This window comes from Gammaproteobacteria bacterium (assembly GCA_024235095.1).
Lineage (GTDB): Bacteria > Pseudomonadota > Gammaproteobacteria > Competibacterales > Competibacteraceae > UBA2383.
This window is the reverse complement of the sequence record JACKNC010000001.1, coordinates 262767-280574: the sequence shown is the minus strand read 5'-3', so window position 1 is coordinate 280574 and position 17808 is coordinate 262767. Positions and strand designations below refer to the sequence as shown.

The following is a 17808-nucleotide window of genomic DNA, read 5'->3' as shown; positions in this document are numbered from 1 at the left end:
TTCCACTTACTCCACCAGAATTCGTGAAGAACCTCTTTCTAAAGGAATCCAGGGGATGAATCCTGAATATTTATCGGCTGCCGAATCGATCGGTTTTCCCATTTTAAGTTTGCTCATTTTTCTGCCGTTGACCTGGACGTTGCTGTTGCTGTTCCCGCGCGAAGACCGCACTGTGCGCATCCTGGTATTGATGGGCGCGGTGGTGGAGCTGGTGTTGTCGCTGGCGATGTTGATCTCACTGCGCTTAGAGGTCGCGGGGATGCAGTTTGTGGAGCGCGCACCGTGGATTCCCAGTCTGAATGTTCATTACCTGTTGGGCATCGACGGCATCGCTGCTCTGTTTCCGCCACTGACCGCGCTGCTGTTCTGCGCGGTGATTCTGGCGTCCTGGACCAGCATTCAATCCCTGCCGCGCTTGTACTTTGCTTTGTTGCTGGCGCTGGAAGGAGTGACCATGGGCGTATTCTGCGCTCTGGATCTGGTGTTGTTCTTCCTGTTCTGGGAGCTGACCCTAGTTCCCATTTACTTCCTGATCAGCCTGTGGGGTATTGGCCCGGAACGGCGCTTCGCCGCTACTCAATATACGCTGTTCATGTTGGCCGGCGGTGTCCCCCTGCTGTTTGGGATGATTCTGCTGGGGTTGCACGACCCAGGCATTGCGGGTCATACATTAAATTTCGACTATCTGGCGTTGTTGCAGCAGCCGTTACCCGCCCCGGCGCAGACGGTGGTTTTCCTGTTGCTGTTTTTCGGCTTCGCGGTCAAAGCGCCGCTTTTTCCTTTCCATGCCTGGCTGCCGACCGTGTTAAAGGAAGGGCCGGTGGGACTGAGCGCGTTGCTGGTTGGCCTCAAACTGGGCGTCTTTGGCATGTTGCGCTTTACGCTGCCGCTGGCGCCGATGGCTGCTCGCGATTTTTTCTGGTTGATAGTGCTCCTGGGTCTGTTCGGGTTGCTGTATGGGGCGCTGATCGCACTGCGCCAGGCCAATTTGCGCAAGATGCTAGCGTTTTCCAGCATCAGTCATGTCGGGCTGGTGATGATGGGCCTCGCTGCGATGAATATGCAGGGTATGCAGGGCGCGATTTTCCAACTGGCCAATTTCGCCATTGTCGCCAGCGGGTTGATGCTCATGGCCGGTTTTCTGCACCATCGGTTGGGTTCGACGGATCTGGCCAGCCTGGGCGGGCTGGCGCAACCCCTACCGCGCCTGACCGCTTTGTTCCTGTTGCTGGGCATGGCGTCGATTGGGCTGCCCGGCACGAATGGCTTCGTCGCTGAATTGCTGATGCTGCTGGGCATTTTGCAAGTTTCGCCCGGTCTGGCTGTTGTTGCCCTGCTTGGGGTGATTCTGAGCGCGGCTTATTTTCTGGGTTTCTTCCGCCATGCCTTTCTGGGGCCAGTCACGCAACCGGCGGTCGCCTCGGCGATGGATCTGCGTCCCCGTGAATTGCTGATCGCCAGCGTGATGGGATTACTGGTTTTAACCGGGGGTCTGTTCCCCAGCCTGGTGCAAAACCTGACGGTGAATGCGGCGAACGCTTGGGCGGCGCAGATGACCACGAACCGGGCATCGGTTCCAGCGCACCGCTAAACCATTGGGAGATTTGGCTATGATTTCCGCATTGCATCCTCCAGCAGTTCCGATTCAGCACATTGATCAGCGTGTCTGCCTGCACGACATCAGTTGGGAAGGGTATGAAGCTTTTCTGGCGATGCGCGGCGATCAGGCTGGCGCCCGCGTGACTTATCTTCAAGGGGAACTGGAGCTGATGTCGCCTTCAATCAACCACGAGCATTTCAAAACCTTGTTGGGCCGTTTGCTGGAGGCTTACGCCGAAGAACGCAATATCGAATTGAACGGCTATGGCTCGTGGACGGTGAAGTCCGCCGCAGTGGAGCGCGGCGTCGAAGCCGATGAATGCTATGTCGTGGGAATCAGAGACGAGCCGCCGAGCATTCCGGATATCGCTATCGAGGTGGTTTGGACTTCGGGAGGCATTGATAAGTTGGAAGTGTACCGAGGTCTGGGCGTTCCTGAAGTCTGGTTTTGGCAAAAAGGCCAACTCCAGTTTTTTCTGTTGCAGGAGGGCGGCTACTCGCCAAGCGCCCGAAGTCGCCTGTTGCCCGATCTTGACCCGGCGTTGATGGCCCGTTGCATGAGCGAGTCCAGCCAAACTCAGGCGGTGCGCGCTTTGCGCGCTGCGTTGCGGGAGGGATAGTTTGTGCCCACCTTCTGAAAGAAGGCACAATAACTTGTTGATTTAAAAAGCTGTATGGCCGGTTTTAACCCGCCAGGGCCGTTTGAAACTGGCCCTACATCAACTCTACGGAAGGTGTTGAACAACCTCCTTTTCAACGCGGGTCTGGAGGACGGATCAGGCTCTCGGCGGGAATGCCCAGGGTCTGATGTAATTTCCAGATCATGTTCAGGGTCAACGGGCGCTTGCGATTGAGTACCTCATAGACTCGATTCAGGCGGCCGATCATGGGTTGTAAATCTTTGGGCGTTAGACCCGCCTGTTCCATGCGAAACTGGATGGCCGCGACAGGATCCGGCAAATCGATGGGAAAATGTTGTGCTTCATAAGCTTCCAGCAGGGTCAGCATGACCTCGAAACGGTCGCCCTCCGGCGAACCCGGTTTTGGCTCCTGATCGAAGAACGCGGAAACCTGGCGCAGTGCGGCTTGATAATCGTCCTCGGTGCGAATCGGGCGAATTTCCATTTTTAATACTCCTCGTCAACGGTTTCGGCATCGATCCCATCATATTGCTCGTGCGTACCAATGAACTTGATGTACACGGCCCCAAATCGATAGGCAACTGATGCGACCAATCGGTAAGCATTACCTTTGATATTGAAGACGATCCGCCGGTTTTTGAGGATGCTGGCGCTGCGATAATGGCGTTTGGTATCGGCGGGTTGCGTCCACTGCGCCTTTCTGGCTTCATCCACCCACGCCTTAAGGGGTTGCTCAGCGTCCGGGAACCGTTCCCAGAACTCGCGCAGGGCCTTGACTGCAATGATTTTCATGAGGCTAAACGATAGTCCCATTTTGGGATAAGCGCAAGCTGCGCTGTCGGGAAATTTTACAGTGCGCTTGAATGCTGGTCACGATATTTAGCGGTGATTCAAGACTTGGAGCCTTCTCATTGTCGGAAAATTTTACAGTGGCGTCCGGTTGAATTTCCTACTGATACACTGGGTTTATTTGGAGTGATCAGGAAATCTCAATGAGGAGCTTCTGCCGCTTGACACGCAGCGTCAATCACTGAATCAGCCAGAAAATAGCCAGCGGCCTTGAGCTGATAAAGCATCGGGCGGAGTTCACCCACGAATCCGCGCCGCCTTGCCTCGACCAGCAGACCCGCCGTACCCCTGACGGGCAAGCCATAAATCTGTTGCGCGATGCGGCGACCACGCCGTTCGTCGATGATCGCCAGGCAGGGTAGCAAGGTACGGGCAAGCGCGATGACAGATGCCTCTCCCGGATCGAGTTCCGCGACTAATAAGGGGTCCGGGTCCGGCGCTTGGCGAATATGCGCCCTCCATTGTGGCGCACTCAAGTCCATCGCGCCGGGACGACCCAGCCCAGCGGTTACGACTTCGGTATAAACCGGCGCGGGAATCCAGAATTCTGTAAACAGCGCCGGCAACACATCCAGCTTTTCCAGAAGCGACAGCGCCACCAGAGGACCGGCGTTAATCACAGCGCGTTCAATCATCCCAGACGAACTCACGCGCCATCTCCTCCGCGGTCAGGTGAACAACCGGAGTTCCGGCGCGGCTGGCGGCCAGCAGAAACTCGACTCGTCCCATGCCGCAGAGACGTCCCGCCTTGCCTGAGGAAACCCGGCCCAACTCGAACAGCTTCAACGCCAGCAGAAAGCGGGCTTCAGCCGCAAATAATTCTGGAGGATCGGCGGGAGCGGGCAAGGCATCTGCCGGGATTTCCAGTAATAAGGTATTCATCAAGTTATCCTCGATTAACGCACAGCGCTATGCTCATTTTTTTCAACGCGGACCTGAAGGGCGGATCAGGCTCTCGGCGGAAATAATGGTTTCGGCATCGATCCCATCATATTGCTCGTGCGTACCGATGAATAGGGTTCTCCGACGTGGATGAGCCGGGCGAGCGTGTGATCACCCGCGTTGTCAGAAAATTTTACAGCGCTTTTGGGTCTGATCACGGATTTAAGCGGAAAAACGGCGTTTGAAGCAAAGAGACTGTCGGAAAATTTTACAGTGGCGTCCGGTTGAATTTCCTACTGATACACTGGGTTGTTTGACTGATATGTTACAAATTTGCCGGCTTGGCGAAATTTATTAAGCATAAGCAGGACACAGAAGATTTCGGCTAATAGTGAAAATCATTCTAATAGATGACAATCGATAACTATAAGCGGCGATTTTCGGCAGTTTTAAAGGTCATAACTGTAAACTTCCGACTATTTCATCTGCTAATCGTTAATTGTCAGGATTTTTTACAACCGAATGGATTATAATAACTAAATTTATATATTATTCAATAGTATATAAATTTGGCTTCTTTTTTGCTTTTAATCCCCTGCGAAATCAGGCGCATCAATGACCAACAACCAAGAATTTGGCACAGTCGCCGAGGCGCCTGGTGAAATCCACTTCACTTCTTTTCAAGGGGAAATTGAGATGTTTAAGAAACACTTTACTGCTTCCGCAACGCTGGCAGCGCTACTCGCTTTTAGCGCCAGCACTGCTCACGCCTACCAAATCTTCTTTGGTGAAGATCTGAATAACAGCTCCAGCACACCTCTGTCATCAATCCCCAACGCTTCGGGGGCGGAAACGAACTTTTTATCCAATTTAATTGGCGTGGGAACGGAAACCTTTGAGAGCATTGCGCTTTTTACCAGCTCACCGCTGACGCTGACCTTTCCGGGTGCAGGCACCGCTGAGCTGACCGGTGGTAATGGATCGGTGCGGAGTTCCTCTCCAGGTACAGCGTCTGCTGGACGCTACAGCATTCCCTCCGCAAGTTCGTCTAATTACTGGGAAGTATCAGCAGGCGGTGCCGGTAACTTTACCATCAATTTCAGCAATCCTATCGCCGCATTTGGATTTTATGGTGTCGACATCGGCGACTTTGGCGGCCAATTGACCTTGAACCTGTCAAATGGTGATAATCTGACGGTACCTAATACTGTAGGCAGCTCCGGTTCCACCGATGGTTCGGTACTATTTTATGGCTTAATTGCGCAGAATAATGCTGAACAATTCACTTCGGTAGCCTTTAATACCACGACGGGCCAAGGTGATATTTTCGCTTTTGATAATTTCACTATTGGCAGTCCGGAACAAGTCAACTCTAACATCCCCGAACCCGCCTCCCTCGCCCTCTTTGGCCTTGGCCTGGCCGGTCTGGGCTTCACCCGGCGGCGTAAGCGGGCTTAATCGTCAGAGTGGTTGAAGTTGCGAAAACGGCGGCCTGCGGGTCGCCGTTTTGTTTGGGACTTCCCATCATCAGATTTTCAAACTTGGGATTATAGATATACAATCACAATATATATCCAAACCGTGAGGGGGATTCTATGCAAGTGGCGAAATGGGGCAACAGTCTAGCGGTGCGCTTGCCGGCGTCAGTTGTAGAGGCGCTCAATCTTAAAGAGGGCGATCACATTGAAATCGATGTGGCCGGAGAACGCGTCTTCGAAATCAGAGCAAAGCCTGGAACTGACGAGTTGCTGGCTCGGTTAAGAAAATATCGCGGACGACTTCCTGCCGACTTCAAGTTTGATCGGCTCGAAGCTCATGAGCGAGGATAAATCGTTTTTCGACACCAATGTCCTGCTCTATCTGTTGTCCGGGGACCCCGAGAAAGCAGATCGCGCCGAGGCGCTGCTGGCTCAGGGTGGAGTCATCAGCGTGCAAATTCTCAATGAGTTTGCCGCCGTCGCATCCCGCAAACTAGGTCTGTCGTATCCTGAAATCCGCGAAATTCTGCAAACAGTTCGACAGGTTTGCAAAATTCACCCCGTCACTTTAGAAACGCATGACCTTGGATTCAGGATTGCGGAACGTTATGGATTTTCGTTCTATGACGCCTTGATCATCGCCGCCGCGCTACTGGCGAATTGCAGCACGCTGTATTCAGAAGACTGGCAAGAGGCTCAAATCATCAATGGACAGTTAATTATTCGGAATCCCTTTGCTGGCGAGTCCTGGAAACATTGATTCAAACCTCGCCCAGAATATCGTCAAACCTGCTGCTCTTGCCTCGCCTGGTTCAAGTCTGGCCAGTCTGGACTTTACCCAGCATCGATCATAACGAATGAATGCGATTCTGCGCAACGCCCTGTCCCAGCTTGTATAATAGCGCGCCAACCCTCATCATCGGAGTCTCGCGCTGTGGCTGACATCAAAGAATTAGTCAAAGGTTTTCAACGCTTTCGCGTCAAAAGTTTTGAACCGAACCGGGAGGTATTCAACCGGCTGGCAATGCAGGGACAAACCCCATCAACGATGTTGATCGGTTGCAGCGATTCCCGGGTTGACCCGGCGATCCTCACCGACTCGGCGCCCGGCGACCTGTTCGTCGTGCGCAACGTCGCCAATCTGGTTCCCCCCTACGAAACGACCGGACGTTACCACGGCACCAGCGCCGCGTTGGAGTTCGCCGTCTGCAATCTGCAGGTCCGCAACATCATCGTGCTCGGTCATTCGCGCTGCGGCGGCATTAATGCGCTGCTGGAAGGCTACGGCCTGAATGATGAAGGCGAGGGTTTTATTGCGCCCTGGGTGCAGATCGCGACTTCGGCTCGTGACGAAGTGTTGCGCCGCTGGCCGGACGCCAGCCGCGAATTCAAGCAACGGGCTTGCGAACGCGCCGGCATTCGCGCCTCGCTGACCAATTTGCTGAGCTTCCCATTCGTGCGCGAACGGGTTGAGGATCGCCGTCTGAATCTGTATGGCTGGTACTACGATCTCGAAAATGGCGAACTCATGCAGTACGATGCCGAGAAAGACCGGTTCTACGATCTCTATTTTGGCTCAGCGGCCGAAGAAGACCTTTAATCGTTCATTCCGGCGCTTACCCTCCATTTCTCCAATGGCCACGGACTCCCGCATGAATCCAACCTTCGCTTCCCCCATCCGCCGCGCTTTGCTCAGCGTTTCCGACAAAACCGGCATCGTCGATTTCGCTCGCGCCCTGCATGAGCTGGACGTGGAACTGCTCTCCACCGGTGGTACCGCCAAGCTGCTGAACGACAACGGCATACCGGTTATCGAAGTCGCTGACTACACCGGCTTCCCGGAAATGATGGATGGCCGGCTCAAAACGCTGCATCCCCGCATTCATGGCGGTTTGCTGGGTCGGCGCGGCGAGGATGAAGACGCCATGATGCAGCATGGCATTCCCCTGATCGACTTGCTGGTGGTCAATCTCTATCCCTTCGAGGCTACCGTCGCCCAGCCGGATTGCACCCTGGCTAACGCCATTGAAAACATTGACATCGGCGGACCGACCATGCTGCGGGCGGCGGCCAAGAATCATGCGGCGGTCACCGTCGTGGTGGATGCTGGCGATTATGAACGAGTGCTGAGCGAAATGCGTACTGGAAACGGAGCGGTCAGTAATGCTACCCGCTTTGATCTGGCGACCAAGGTGTTTGAACACACCGCCCGCTACGACGGCGCTATCGCTAACTATCTCGGCTCCATTCAAGCCGCAGGCGAACGCGATCCTTTCCCCCGTACCTACAGCATTCAGTTCCGCAAGGCGCAAGCCATGCGTTATGGCGAGAACCCGCATCAGGGCGCCGCGTTCTATGTGGAGCCGCAACCGAAGGAAGCCTGCATCGCCACCGCCCGTCAATTTCAGGGCAAGGAACTGTCTTATAACAACGTTGCTGACACCGACGCCGCTTTGGAGTGCGTCAAAGGCTTCGCCGCCCCGGCCTGCGTGATCGTTAAGCACGCCAATCCCTGCGGCGTGGCGGTCGGCGCGACCATTCTCGACGCCTACAACCGGGCCTATCAGGCCGATCCTACTTCCGCGTTCGGCGGCATTATCGCCTTTAATCGGCCCCTGGACGAGGTGACCGCCAAAGCCATCGTCGAACGCCAGTTTGTCGAGGTGATCATCGCCCCGGAGGTCATGCCGGAAGCCTTAACAGTCACCGCCAGCAAGCAGAATGTGCGGGTGCTGGCCTGCGGTCTCTGGGATATCGACCGGGCACCGGGTTGGGACTACAAACGAGTTACCGGCGGCCTGTTGGTGCAGGACCGTGATCTGGGCCAGGTCGCGCTTTCGGCATTGAAAGTGGTCACCAAGCGTAAGCCGAGTGGCGAAGAAATGGCTGACCTGTTGTTCGCTTGGCAGGTGGTGAAGTTCGTCAAGTCCAACGCCATCGTTTATGGCAGGGATGGGATGATTCTGGGCGTCGGCGCCGGGCAGATGAGCCGGGTGTTTTCAGCGCGCATCGCCGCTATGAAGGCGCAGGAAGAAAAGCTGGAGCTGCAAGGCGCGGCGATGGCGTCCGACGCCTTCTTCCCGTTCCGGGACGGTATTGATTTGGCGGCGGAGTTCGGTATTACCGCGGTTATTCAACCGGGCGGCTCGATGCGCGACAACGAAGTCATCGCTGCTGCGGATGAGTACAACATGACGATGGTCTTCACCGGTATGCGGCATTTCCGGCATTGAGTTTTGACGCTGAAGCAGGGAGACATTGATGAACATCCTGATTATCGGCGGCGGGGGCCGCGAACACGCCCTGGCCTGGAAAGCGGCGTGCTCCAGCCGGGTCAACCAGGTCTACGTCGCGCCGGGCAATGCCGGCACGGCGCGGGAACCCAAAGTCACCAACATCTCGATCACCGCTGACGACCCACCGGACTTGCTGGAATTCGCCCGCAATCACCAGATTGATTTGACGATCATTGGCCCGGAAGTCCCGCTGGTGCTGGGCATTGTCGACCAGTTCGCCCAAGCGGGCCTGCCCTGCTTTGGCCCCTCCAAGGCGGCGGCGCAACTGGAAGGTTCCAAAGCTTTTGCTAAAGACTTCCTGGCCCGTCATCACATCCCGACCGCCCGTTATCAAAGCTTCACCGATCCGGATGCGGCGGAAGACTACATCCGCGCAATGGGCGCGCCGGTAGTGGTTAAAGCAGATGGTTTAGCGGCTGGCAAAGGCGTTATTCTGGCGCAGAGCGAGGACGAGGCCATCGCCGCCATGCGCAGGATGTTAAGCGGCGCAGACTTTGGCGCAGCGGGTCACCGGGTGGTCATCGAGGAATTTCTGGTCGGCGAAGAAGCCAGCTTCATTGTCATGACGGACGGGGAATTCATCCTGCCGCTGGCCTCTTCCCAGGATCACAAAGCCCGCGACAATGGCGACCGGGGGCCGAATACCGGCGGCATGGGCGCGTATTCCCCGGCGCCGGTGGTCACGCCGGAATTGCATGACCGGATCATGCGCGAGATCGTCGAACCGACGGTGCGCGGCATGGCCGAGGAAGGTTGCCGCTATGTCGGGTTCCTCTACGCCGGAATTATGATCACCGCCGATGGCCCCAAAGTGCTGGAATACAACTGCCGATTAGGCGACCCGGAAACTCAGCCCCTGCTCTTGCGCTTACGCTCGGATCTGGTGGAGCTGTGCAAGGCGGCGCTGGAAGGGCGTTTAAGTGACGTTGCGATTGATTGGGATTCGCGTCCAGCGTTGGGTGTGGTGATGACCGCCGCCGGTTATCCCGGTCGTTACCGGCAGGGTGACGTCATCTCCGGTCTGCCGGCGCATGATGAGGAACTGGGCGACGATATCAAGATCTTCCATGCCGGGACGACGGAAGCGAAGGATGGCCCTATCGTTACCCACGGTGGGCGGGTGCTCTGCGTCACCGCGCTTGGCGCCACCGTCGCCGAAGCGCAAAGCCTGGCCTATAACAGCGTCAAGCGCATCCATTGGGATGGGGCGTATTACCGGACCGATATCGGTTACCGCGCCGTTGCGCGCCACTCAAACTAAATCGTCAACCATTTCACCCAAGGATAAACATCACGGTCAGGAGAATGATGGCCGCACAATTTCCTCCCGATTCCGTCGGTCTGATCACGCCCCAAGCCGCCCCTTTCTCTGAACCGCTGGCGCTGGATTGTGGCCGGATGCTGGCTGACTATGAAATCGTCTATGAAACCTATGGAACGCTGAACGCCGACCACAGCAATGCGGTGTTGATCTGCCATGCCCTCTCTGGTGATCATCACGCCGCCGGCTTTCACGAAGGCAGCGATCCCAGCAAGCCAGGCTGGTGGGATAACTGTATCGGCCCCGGCAAGCCCATTGATACCAGTCAATTCTTCGTGGTGTGCTGCAACAATCTGGGCGGCTGCAAAGGCTCCACCGGACCGACCTCGATCAATCCAGACAGCCGCAAACCTTATGGACCGGACTTTCCCATCGTCACGGTCAAGGATTGGGTGCGTAGTCAGGCCCGACTCGCCGATCGACTCGGCATCCAGCAATGGGCCGCTATCATTGGCGGTAGTCTGGGGGGGATGCAAGCCATGCAGTGGGCGATCACCTTTCCCGAGCGGATTCGTCACGCACTGGTGATCGCCGCCGCCCCTCGCTTGTCAGCGCAGAACATCGCTTTTAACGAAGTCGCCCGGCAAGCGATTCTGTCCGACCCCGATTTTCATCATGGCCATTACTACGAATTCGGCGTATTGCCCCGGCGCGGGTTGATGATCGCCCGAATGCTGGGCCACATCACTTATCTTTCCGATGAAGGAATGCGCGCTAAGTTTGGCCGTGAGCTGCGCCAGGGAACGCCCAACTTCAACTTCAACTTCGATACCGAATTTCAAGTGGAGAGTTACCTGCGCCACCAAGGCAAAGCCTTCGTGGATCGCTTCGACGCTAACACCTATTTGCTGATGACCAAAACTTTGGACTACTTCGACCCGGCGGCGGATTTCGACCAGGATTTGTCGGTCGCCTTTCACCGGGCGCAGGCGCGATTTCTGGTCATCGCGTTCACCAGCGATTGGCGGTTCTCCCCCGCCCGGTCGCGCGAAATTGTGCGGGCGCTGGTGCGGGCCAACCGCGAGGTTAGCTATGCTGAAATTACCTCGGAGTATGGCCACGACGCCTTTTTAATGCCCATTCCACTGTATCACGACATGCTGCGCGGTTATCTAACCCGGGTCGCTCGTGAAGTGAACGGTCCCGAAGAAGCGTTCTCTTATGAAGCATCCCCCCTGCCTCATTCTACTGAGATCCATGCGCATGCGTCCTGAACTGGAGTTGATCAGCGACTGGATTCGCCCCAGCGCCCGGGTGCTCGACTTGGGTTGCGGCGATGGCGCATTGCTGGCCTATTTGCACGAACAGCGACAGGTTGAAGGTTATGGCCTGGAAATCGACACCGGCAACATTGTCAAATGCATTCAAACCGGCGTGAACGTGATTCATGCAGACCTGGAAGCCGGGCTGGAGGACTTCAGCGACAGCAGCTTTGACTACGTGATCATGACCCAGACCTTACAGGCGGTCCGACACACTGAACGCTTGCTGGATGAAATGCTGCGGGTCGGTCGGCAGGGAATTGTTACTTTTCCGAACTTCGGGTTCTGGCGTTGTCGGCTGCAAGTGGCCTTGCAGGGATTGATGCCTGTCGCTAAAACCTTGCCTTATCAGTGGTATAACACACCGAATGTCCATCTTTTCACGATTCGCGATTTTGAGGAATTGTGCCAGCGCAAGCGCATCGATGTTCTACAGCGCATGGTGCTGGATCATGCGCACCGTCCCTGGCAGGGACCACGGCTGTGGCCCAACCTGCTTGGCGAGATCGCATTATACCGATTGGGTCGCGCCTGAATCTGGCGCTGACCAGGACTGAATTCCGGAGATTTTTGATGTCGATAAAGCGCTTTCGATACGCAACCTTTCACACTCCCTATCTTGGCACTCATCCACAAGGAGGGAGGAAATTTGGATACAGGCGACATTTACGAGGCTTCACCCTGATCGAAGTCATGGTCGTGGTGGTCATTCTGAGCATCCTGGCGGCGGTGGTGGTGCCACGCATCATGGATAACCCGGACAAGGCGCGCATCGTTAAGGCTAAGCAGGATATTCGCGTGATCAAGAACCAGCTTGACCTCTATCGGCTGCACAACTTCCGCTACCCCACCACCGAACAGGGTTTGGAAGCCCTGGTGCAAAAACCTGCGGATGCCCCTCATTGGCAGGATGGCGGCTACCTGGACAAGTTGCCCAAAGATCCCTGGGGTAAACCGTATCAGTATCTTAGTCCTGGTCAGCATGGCCAATTGGACATCTATTCGCTGGGCGCTGACGGTCAACCCGGTGGCGAGGGCGTAGATGCGGATATTGGCAACTGGAATTTGGATGAGTAAAGAAGGTTTAAGCATTCACCTCCCCCCTTTGCAAAAGGGGGGCCGGGGGGGATTTTGCACAGACAGCGAGGCCAAAATCCCCCCTCACCCCTCTTTGCCAAAGGGGGGGACTGAACGGCCACAAAAAGCTTCCAGCCTCCGAGCTCCAGTCTCCATGCGCGGTTTCACCCTGCTGGAAATCATGGTGGTGATGGTGCTCATCGGCATTCTCAGCAGCTTGGCAGTGCTGTCGATTGGCGGTGGTACACGGGATCGGTTGGCCGAGGAAGGGCAACGGTTGGCGGCGCTGGTGGAGTTACATCAACAGGAGGCCATTTTAAGCGGTGAATTGCGCGGAATTCAGTTTGATCAGAAGGGCTACGCCATTTTGAGTCTTAATGAACAGGGCGCCTGGCGTTCCCCCGACGCGACAAATAGCCTGATCCGCCATGAATTGCCTGAAGATATCGCGTTAGGGTTATGGGTTGAGGATCGCCCCGTACCCTTGGAAAAAGCGGAATTTCCCCAGGTGCTGTTGCTAAATAGCGGCGAAGCGACTGAATTCGTCGCCGTGTTCAGCCTGGCTGATGATCCGGCGCTGGACGCCCCGCTGTATCGGGTGGCCAGCGACGCTATGGGCCGGTTGACCCTGAAGGAAACCATGCGGTGAGACGGGCGACTGGTTTTACGTTGCTGGAAGTGTTGGTCGCCCTGGCGGTGTTGGCCATCGCCATGGGAGCAATGATCAACGCCGCGACGCAAAGCATTGCCAGCACGACTTACTTACGCGATCAAACCTTTGCCAGTTGGGTCGCTCTGAACAAGGTCAATGAACTACTGCTCGATCCTGACCCCTGGCCCGAGGAAGGCTCTCGGCAAGGCAACGCCGAACTGGCTAATCGCGTCTGGCGCTGGGAAGCGCGCTTTGCGAAAACCGACGATCCCGATCTGCGCCGGCTCGAAGTCGCGGTGCGCAGCGCCGAGAATGCTCCAGCGTTAAGCGTACTGACCGCCTTCAAAGCCAAGCCGCCCGAACCGCCAGCAAACGATCAACCCAACGGCCCAACATCTGGGGAACCGCAGTCCGAAAACCCTCCATCCAGGAACCGTCCGTCCAAAGAACGCCCTCCAACCACGTCGCGATGAAAAACGCTTCCTCCCTCCCACTCCCTCTCCCGCCTGTGAGAAAGGGGAGGCAACATCGATCCTGCGGCTTTACGCTGTTGGAATTGCTGGTCGCCTTGGCGGTATTCGCCATCATGGCGACCGCGGCCTACAGCGGCCTGCGCAGCGTTTTGTTCACGCGCGCTGCCGTGGAGGAGGAGAATCGTCGACTGGCGGCGGTGCAATTGGCGGTTTTCCGCCTAGAGCAGGATATCGAGCAGGCTCTGCCGCGCGGCGTCCGGGATGAATATGGCGAGCCGCAACCTGCCCTGCACGGTGGGGAATTACTGAGCGATACACTGGTTTTGACCCGCGCTGGCTGGGATAATCCGCTCGGTCAACTGCGCGCTAACTTGCAACGAGTCGCCTACCGGTTGCGGGAAGGGCGACTGTGGCGATTGTATTGGACTGTGCTGGATCGGGGTGGGGCGATGGAACCCCGGGAAACACTGCTGCTGGACCAGGTCCGGGAATTCCGGGTGCGATTTCTGGATCAGAGCGACGCCTGGCAAAACGACTGGCCGCCGCCCGCCAGCAGCGCCGCCGATCATAGTCTGCCGCCCGACCCGAACGTCCTGCCGCGCGCCGTGGAAATCACCTTGACTCTGGAGGATTGGGGTGCGATCACCCGTCTGCTGCCCTTGCCCGGTTAACCCTGCTGTCCATCGCCAATGCGGCGTTGCTTTGATCACGGTACTGCTGATTGTCTTTCTGGCCAGCCTGACTGCGACCAGTCTCGCCACCCTGCAACAGATAGCGATTCGCCGCAGCACTGTCCTTCAGCACCAGCAACAAGCCCGCTTGTACACACTGGGCGTTGAACAGTGGGCCGAGCTGATCCTGATCCGGGATGCGCAGGAAAACCAGACCGATTATCCTGACGAGGAATGGGCCAACCTGCTGCCGACCCTACCGGTCGAGGGTGGAACCCTTTCGGCAAAAATCCGTGATTTGCAGGGTTGCTTCAATCTCAACAATCTGTGGCGGCCTGCGTTGGCTGGGTCACCAGCCAATCCGGACGACAACCGGGAGATTTCCGTAAAAAATGATGAGAAATCCAAGAAAAATCCCGATGATCTTTCATCAGATCCGTCGAATGTCCCTGCTCCCAAGGATTCCAATCAACCTCGACCCGGCAAGGCCGGTCTCGATAAAACCCAGTTGCAAGCCCTGCAACGCCTGTTAACCCTTCTGGAGCTGAAACCGGAACTGGCTCAAGCTATTGTCGACTGGGTCGATCCCGACCCTGATCCCCTGTTTCCTGACGGCGCCGAAGATAGCGACTACACGGTACTGAATCCGCCTTACCTGGCTGGGAATCAGCCATTTATGAGCGTTTCCGAATTACGCCTGGTCAAGGGCGTGGATCGGGAAGCCTACAACAAACTGGCACCGCTGGTTTGCGCGCTGCCGCCGGGTACCGCCTTGAATGTCAACACCGCGCCGGCGGTGGTTCTGGCGGCGCTGAGCGACGGGTTGGAACTGGCCGATATGGAGCGCCTGCTGGAAGATCGGCCCACCAAGGGTTATGAAAACGTCGATGAATTCCTGAGCGCGACAAAAATGACCCTGAACGCGGAATTAAAAGCGCTGCTTAGCGTTAGCAGTCAGTATTTTCTACTGCGCGCTGATGCACAGGTCGGCGATGGCCACTCGATTTTATATAGTGTTATTTTTCGTGACGATCGAGGCGCTCGCATCCTGCGCCGCAGTTTTGGCTACCAGGATTGAGGCCGTGCCTATTTCCCTGTCGTTTTTTCGTATCCTCCCAGCTGAGCAAGGCGAGTGGCTGCGCCCCGATAGCACGGTGCAACGCGGGCCATTACTGGAACTGGCCAGTCAGCCAGGCAATGCGCGCCTGATATTGGTTGCGCCGAGCGAAGCCATTACCCTGCATCGGGTTCCCTTGCCCGGACGCAACCGGACCCTGTGGGCGCGGGCTGTCCCTTATGCCCTGGAAGACCAGTTAATCGATGATATCGAGACGGTGCATTTTGCGATGGCCCATGCAGCGGACGGCAACTGCCTGCCGGTCGCGACGTTGGACCATGCGGTGCTGCGCGACTGGTTGGAAACCTGCGCCCAGGCTGGACTCACGCCGACGGCGGTGATCCCGGATGCTTTGCTCTTACCTTGGCAGGACGGGGATTGGAGTGTGCTGGTGGAAAACGGACGCGCCGTGGTGCGCACCGGTCGCTGGGAAGGATTCGCGCTGGAGCAGGAATCGCTCGATCTGTTCCTGGATCAGGCCCTTGCCGAAGCCGGCGACGCCCAGCCCCAGCGACTACGAATCTGGGGCAGTCCGCCGCCACAACTGACCGCAAGCAGCATGGCCTGGCAAGTGGAAGAGGAGCCTGGCGAACCACTGCAACTATTTGCCGCCGGTTATCAGCCACCCACGATATTGAATCTACTGCAAGGCCCCTACAGTCGACAAACCCAATGGAAACGCCGACTGCAGCCCTGGCGGCCTGCGGCGATCCTGGCCGGCGTGTGGCTGCTGTTGCAAGGCATCGCCGTGATTTACGAACATCAGCAGTTGCAGCGGGAACAGGTCGCCCTCCAGGTTAAAATGGAGGAGGTTTACAAAAACGCCGTGCCTGGCGCAACCCGCATCGTTAATCCTAAGGCGCAGCTGGAAGCCCGCCTGCGCGAATTAACCCCAACCGACGCCCGAGGCGGCCTCTTTCTTAATCTGCTTTACCACGGTGGACAACCGCTGGTCGATTTTACCGATATCACCTTGCGTAGTCTCAGCTACCGCGAGGGTCAACTGGATCTGGCCCTGGAGGGTGGTAATCCGGCGACGCTGGATCAACTTCGGCAACGGTTTGAACAACAGCCCGACGTCCGGGCGGAAATGCGCACAACCCAGCGCGAGGGACGGCTGGAAAGCCGGGTTACGCTAAAAAAGGCGGCTTCATGAAAACATGGTGGGAGCATTTCGGCGTTCGGGAGCAATGGCTGATCGGCGGTGGAACCGTCCTGGCGTTGTGCATACTGGGTTATGTGCTGATTTGGGAACCCTTTCAGTCCAGCCATCGCCGACTCCAGCAACGGGTAGCCGAACAACGCGCCGACCTCGCTTGGATGCGCCAAGCCGCCCAGGAAATCCAGCGTCTGAGCAACAACGCCGGCGCTGCGCAACCTCAGGCCGATGGTCGATCGCTGTTGACCCGGATCGATCAGACGGCGCGCGCCGCTGGATTGGGCGCTGCCTTGAAGCAGATTACTCCGCAAGGCGACGATAAACTGAACGCTCGCCTGGATGCGGTTGAGTTTGACAAACTGCTCGCCTGGCTCGGCGCGCTGGAGCGTGAACATCGCATCATGCTGATCAATCTCAGTGTGGATCGCACTGAAACTCCAGGGCAAGTAAACGCCCGGCTCATTCTGCAAAGCAAGCAGCCATGAAAAGCGTCCTGCGCTACGGTCTGCCGGGATTGCTGGCGTTTCTCCTGTTTTTGCTGTTGCAGGCGCCGGCCAACCTGGTCACGGAACAATTGGCCAAACGACTGCCCGGTTTCAGTGTGCAAACCGTCGAGGGCGCGGTAGTCGACGGCGCGGCGCAAGGCGTGATCTGGCGCGGTGTTCGCGTTGACCGACTACAATGGAATTGGCGGCCACTGGCTTTATTCACCGGATGGCTGGAATTTCACCTGAATGTCGACGATCCTGAAATACGGTTTTCAGGAAACGCAGCAGTCGATGCCAGCCAGCACATCCGTTTGCAAAAGTTGATGGGCCGACTGCTTCTTACCGAATTCGCTGTTTTAGCCCGACAACCTAAACTACCCTTACAGGGAGTCGTAGAATTTGATCTGCCGGATTTCCGTTTGAGCTCGGACGGACAGCCCTTAAGTGCATCTGGTATGATTCGCATGATGGACTTAAGACTCACTTTGGGTCAGCCACTGATGCTGGGCGATTTCACAGCGCAGGTGAATTCGGCTGACCCGGAGGGTGTTCAGGGGGTCGTCAAGGACAACAATGGTCCGCTGATGCTGGAGGGGAATTTCAGCCTGCAACCTGATGGCCGGTACCGGTTTAACGGTCAGGCAGCGATTCGAGATACGGAAAATCGTGCGCTTCGCCAGGCGATGAACCTGTTGGGTCCGCCTGACGGGGAGGGGCGATGGACGCTCAGTTTTTCTGGTGTGCTGTCCCGATAGACCAAGGGTTGACCGACGACAGCGCCTGTTAATGCCTTGCGGGGTTCCGCAAGATTTTTACTTGATAACGCAACCAGGGGGAAAGCGC

At 56.8% G+C, this 17808-nt stretch carries 22 protein-coding genes; 18 read left to right on the top strand and 4 right to left on the bottom strand.

What is annotated here, in order from left to right:
- Positions 1–55 precede the first annotated feature (55 nt).
- Complete coding sequence (locus tag H6973_01180; protein ID MCP5124282.1) at positions 56–1591, top strand: NADH-quinone oxidoreductase subunit M; 1536 nt, start codon at positions 56–58, stop codon at positions 1589–1591.
- 19 nt (positions 1592–1610) lie between these two features.
- A complete protein-coding gene (locus H6973_01175) occupies positions 1611–2219 on the top strand; it encodes a Uma2 family endonuclease (GenBank protein ID MCP5124281.1) in 609 nt (202 codons plus the stop codon).
- 133 nt (positions 2220–2352) lie between these two features.
- On the opposite strand, the gene H6973_01170 is transcribed toward H6973_01175, so the two are convergent.
- From H6973_01170 to H6973_01155, 4 genes are all read right to left on the bottom strand, one after another.
- On the bottom strand, positions 2353–2724 hold the full coding sequence (locus H6973_01170) for a transcriptional regulator (GenBank protein ID MCP5124280.1): 372 nt from the start codon (positions 2722–2724) through the stop codon (positions 2353–2355).
- Positions 2725–2726: 2 nt separating this feature from the next.
- Complete coding sequence (locus H6973_01165) at positions 2727–3032, bottom strand: type II toxin-antitoxin system HigB family toxin (GenBank protein ID MCP5124279.1); 306 nt, start codon at positions 3030–3032, stop codon at positions 2727–2729.
- 197 nt (positions 3033–3229) lie between these two features.
- Positions 3230–3724, bottom strand: a complete 495-nt coding sequence (locus tag H6973_01160) for a DUF3368 domain-containing protein (protein ID MCP5124278.1) — start codon at positions 3722–3724, stop codon at positions 3230–3232.
- Positions 3717–3971: a UPF0175 family protein gene (locus H6973_01155; protein MCP5124277.1), complete on the bottom strand. Its 255-nt coding sequence runs from the start codon at positions 3969–3971 to the stop codon at positions 3717–3719. The genes H6973_01160 and H6973_01155 overlap by 8 nt, the downstream gene beginning before the upstream one ends.
- Before the next feature lie 696 nt (positions 3972–4667).
- Here H6973_01155 and H6973_01150 point away from each other — a divergent pair.
- The 16 genes from H6973_01150 to H6973_01075 all read left to right on the top strand — a co-directional run bounded on the left by H6973_01150 (position 4668) and on the right by H6973_01075 (position 17720).
- On the top strand, positions 4668–5429 hold the full coding sequence (locus tag H6973_01150; protein ID MCP5124276.1) for a PEP-CTERM sorting domain-containing protein: 762 nt from the start codon (positions 4668–4670) through the stop codon (positions 5427–5429).
- 137 nt (positions 5430–5566) lie between these two features.
- Positions 5567–5800 carry an AbrB/MazE/SpoVT family DNA-binding domain-containing protein gene (locus tag H6973_01145; protein ID MCP5124275.1) on the top strand — a complete coding sequence of 78 codons (234 nt, stop codon included), beginning with the start codon at positions 5567–5569 and terminating at the stop codon, positions 5798–5800.
- Positions 5787–6209 (top strand): PIN domain-containing protein, encoded by a 423-nt coding sequence (locus H6973_01140; GenBank protein MCP5124274.1) that lies wholly within the window; start codon positions 5787–5789, stop codon positions 6207–6209. Before H6973_01145 ends, H6973_01140 begins: the two co-directional genes overlap by 14 nt.
- A gap of 174 nt (positions 6210–6383) precedes the next feature.
- Positions 6384–7049 carry a carbonic anhydrase gene (locus H6973_01135; GenBank protein MCP5124273.1) on the top strand — a complete coding sequence of 222 codons (666 nt, stop codon included), beginning with the start codon at positions 6384–6386 and terminating at the stop codon, positions 7047–7049.
- 52 nt (positions 7050–7101) lie between these two features.
- Positions 7102–8682, top strand: a complete 1581-nt coding sequence (gene purH / locus H6973_01130; protein ID MCP5124272.1) for a bifunctional phosphoribosylaminoimidazolecarboxamide formyltransferase/IMP cyclohydrolase — start codon at positions 7102–7104, stop codon at positions 8680–8682.
- 28 nt (positions 8683–8710) lie between these two features.
- On the top strand, positions 8711–10006 hold the full coding sequence (gene purD / locus H6973_01125) for a phosphoribosylamine--glycine ligase (GenBank protein MCP5124271.1): 1296 nt from the start codon (positions 8711–8713) through the stop codon (positions 10004–10006).
- Positions 10007–10053: 47 nt separating this feature from the next.
- Positions 10054–11280 (top strand): homoserine O-acetyltransferase, encoded by a 1227-nt coding sequence (locus H6973_01120; GenBank protein MCP5124270.1) that lies wholly within the window; start codon positions 10054–10056, stop codon positions 11278–11280.
- Entirely contained in the window at positions 11270–11863 is a 594-nt protein-coding gene (gene metW, locus H6973_01115; protein ID MCP5124269.1) for a methionine biosynthesis protein MetW, read from the top strand. The genes H6973_01120 and metW overlap by 11 nt, the downstream gene beginning before the upstream one ends.
- A gap of 38 nt (positions 11864–11901) precedes the next feature.
- Positions 11902–12405 (top strand): type II secretion system major pseudopilin GspG, encoded by a 504-nt coding sequence (gspG, locus tag H6973_01110; protein ID MCP5124268.1) that lies wholly within the window; start codon positions 11902–11904, stop codon positions 12403–12405.
- Between the two features lie 154 nt (positions 12406–12559).
- Positions 12560–13054, top strand: coding sequence for a type II secretion system minor pseudopilin GspH (gspH, locus tag H6973_01105; GenBank protein MCP5124267.1), 495 nt, complete (start codon positions 12560–12562; stop codon positions 13052–13054).
- Complete coding sequence (gene gspI, locus H6973_01100; protein ID MCP5124266.1) at positions 13051–13530, top strand: type II secretion system minor pseudopilin GspI; 480 nt, start codon at positions 13051–13053, stop codon at positions 13528–13530. The genes gspH and gspI overlap by 4 nt, the downstream gene beginning before the upstream one ends.
- Positions 13531–13607: 77 nt before the next feature.
- Complete coding sequence (gene gspJ / locus H6973_01095) at positions 13608–14201, top strand: type II secretion system minor pseudopilin GspJ (protein MCP5124265.1); 594 nt, start codon at positions 13608–13610, stop codon at positions 14199–14201.
- A gap of 31 nt (positions 14202–14232) precedes the next feature.
- Positions 14233–15279 carry a type II secretion system minor pseudopilin GspK gene (gene gspK, locus H6973_01090; GenBank protein ID MCP5124264.1) on the top strand — a complete coding sequence of 349 codons (1047 nt, stop codon included), beginning with the start codon at positions 14233–14235 and terminating at the stop codon, positions 15277–15279.
- Positions 15280–15283: 4 nt separating this feature from the next.
- Positions 15284–16474, top strand: coding sequence for a type II secretion system protein GspL (gene gspL, locus H6973_01085; protein ID MCP5124263.1), 1191 nt, complete (start codon positions 15284–15286; stop codon positions 16472–16474).
- Positions 16471–16962: a type II secretion system protein M gene (locus tag H6973_01080; GenBank protein MCP5124262.1), complete on the top strand. Its 492-nt coding sequence runs from the start codon at positions 16471–16473 to the stop codon at positions 16960–16962. Before gspL ends, H6973_01080 begins: the two co-directional genes overlap by 4 nt.
- A complete protein-coding gene (locus tag H6973_01075) occupies positions 16959–17720 on the top strand; it encodes a type II secretion system protein N (protein ID MCP5124261.1) in 762 nt (253 codons plus the stop codon). Before H6973_01080 ends, H6973_01075 begins: the two co-directional genes overlap by 4 nt.
- Positions 17721–17808 lie beyond the last annotated feature (88 nt).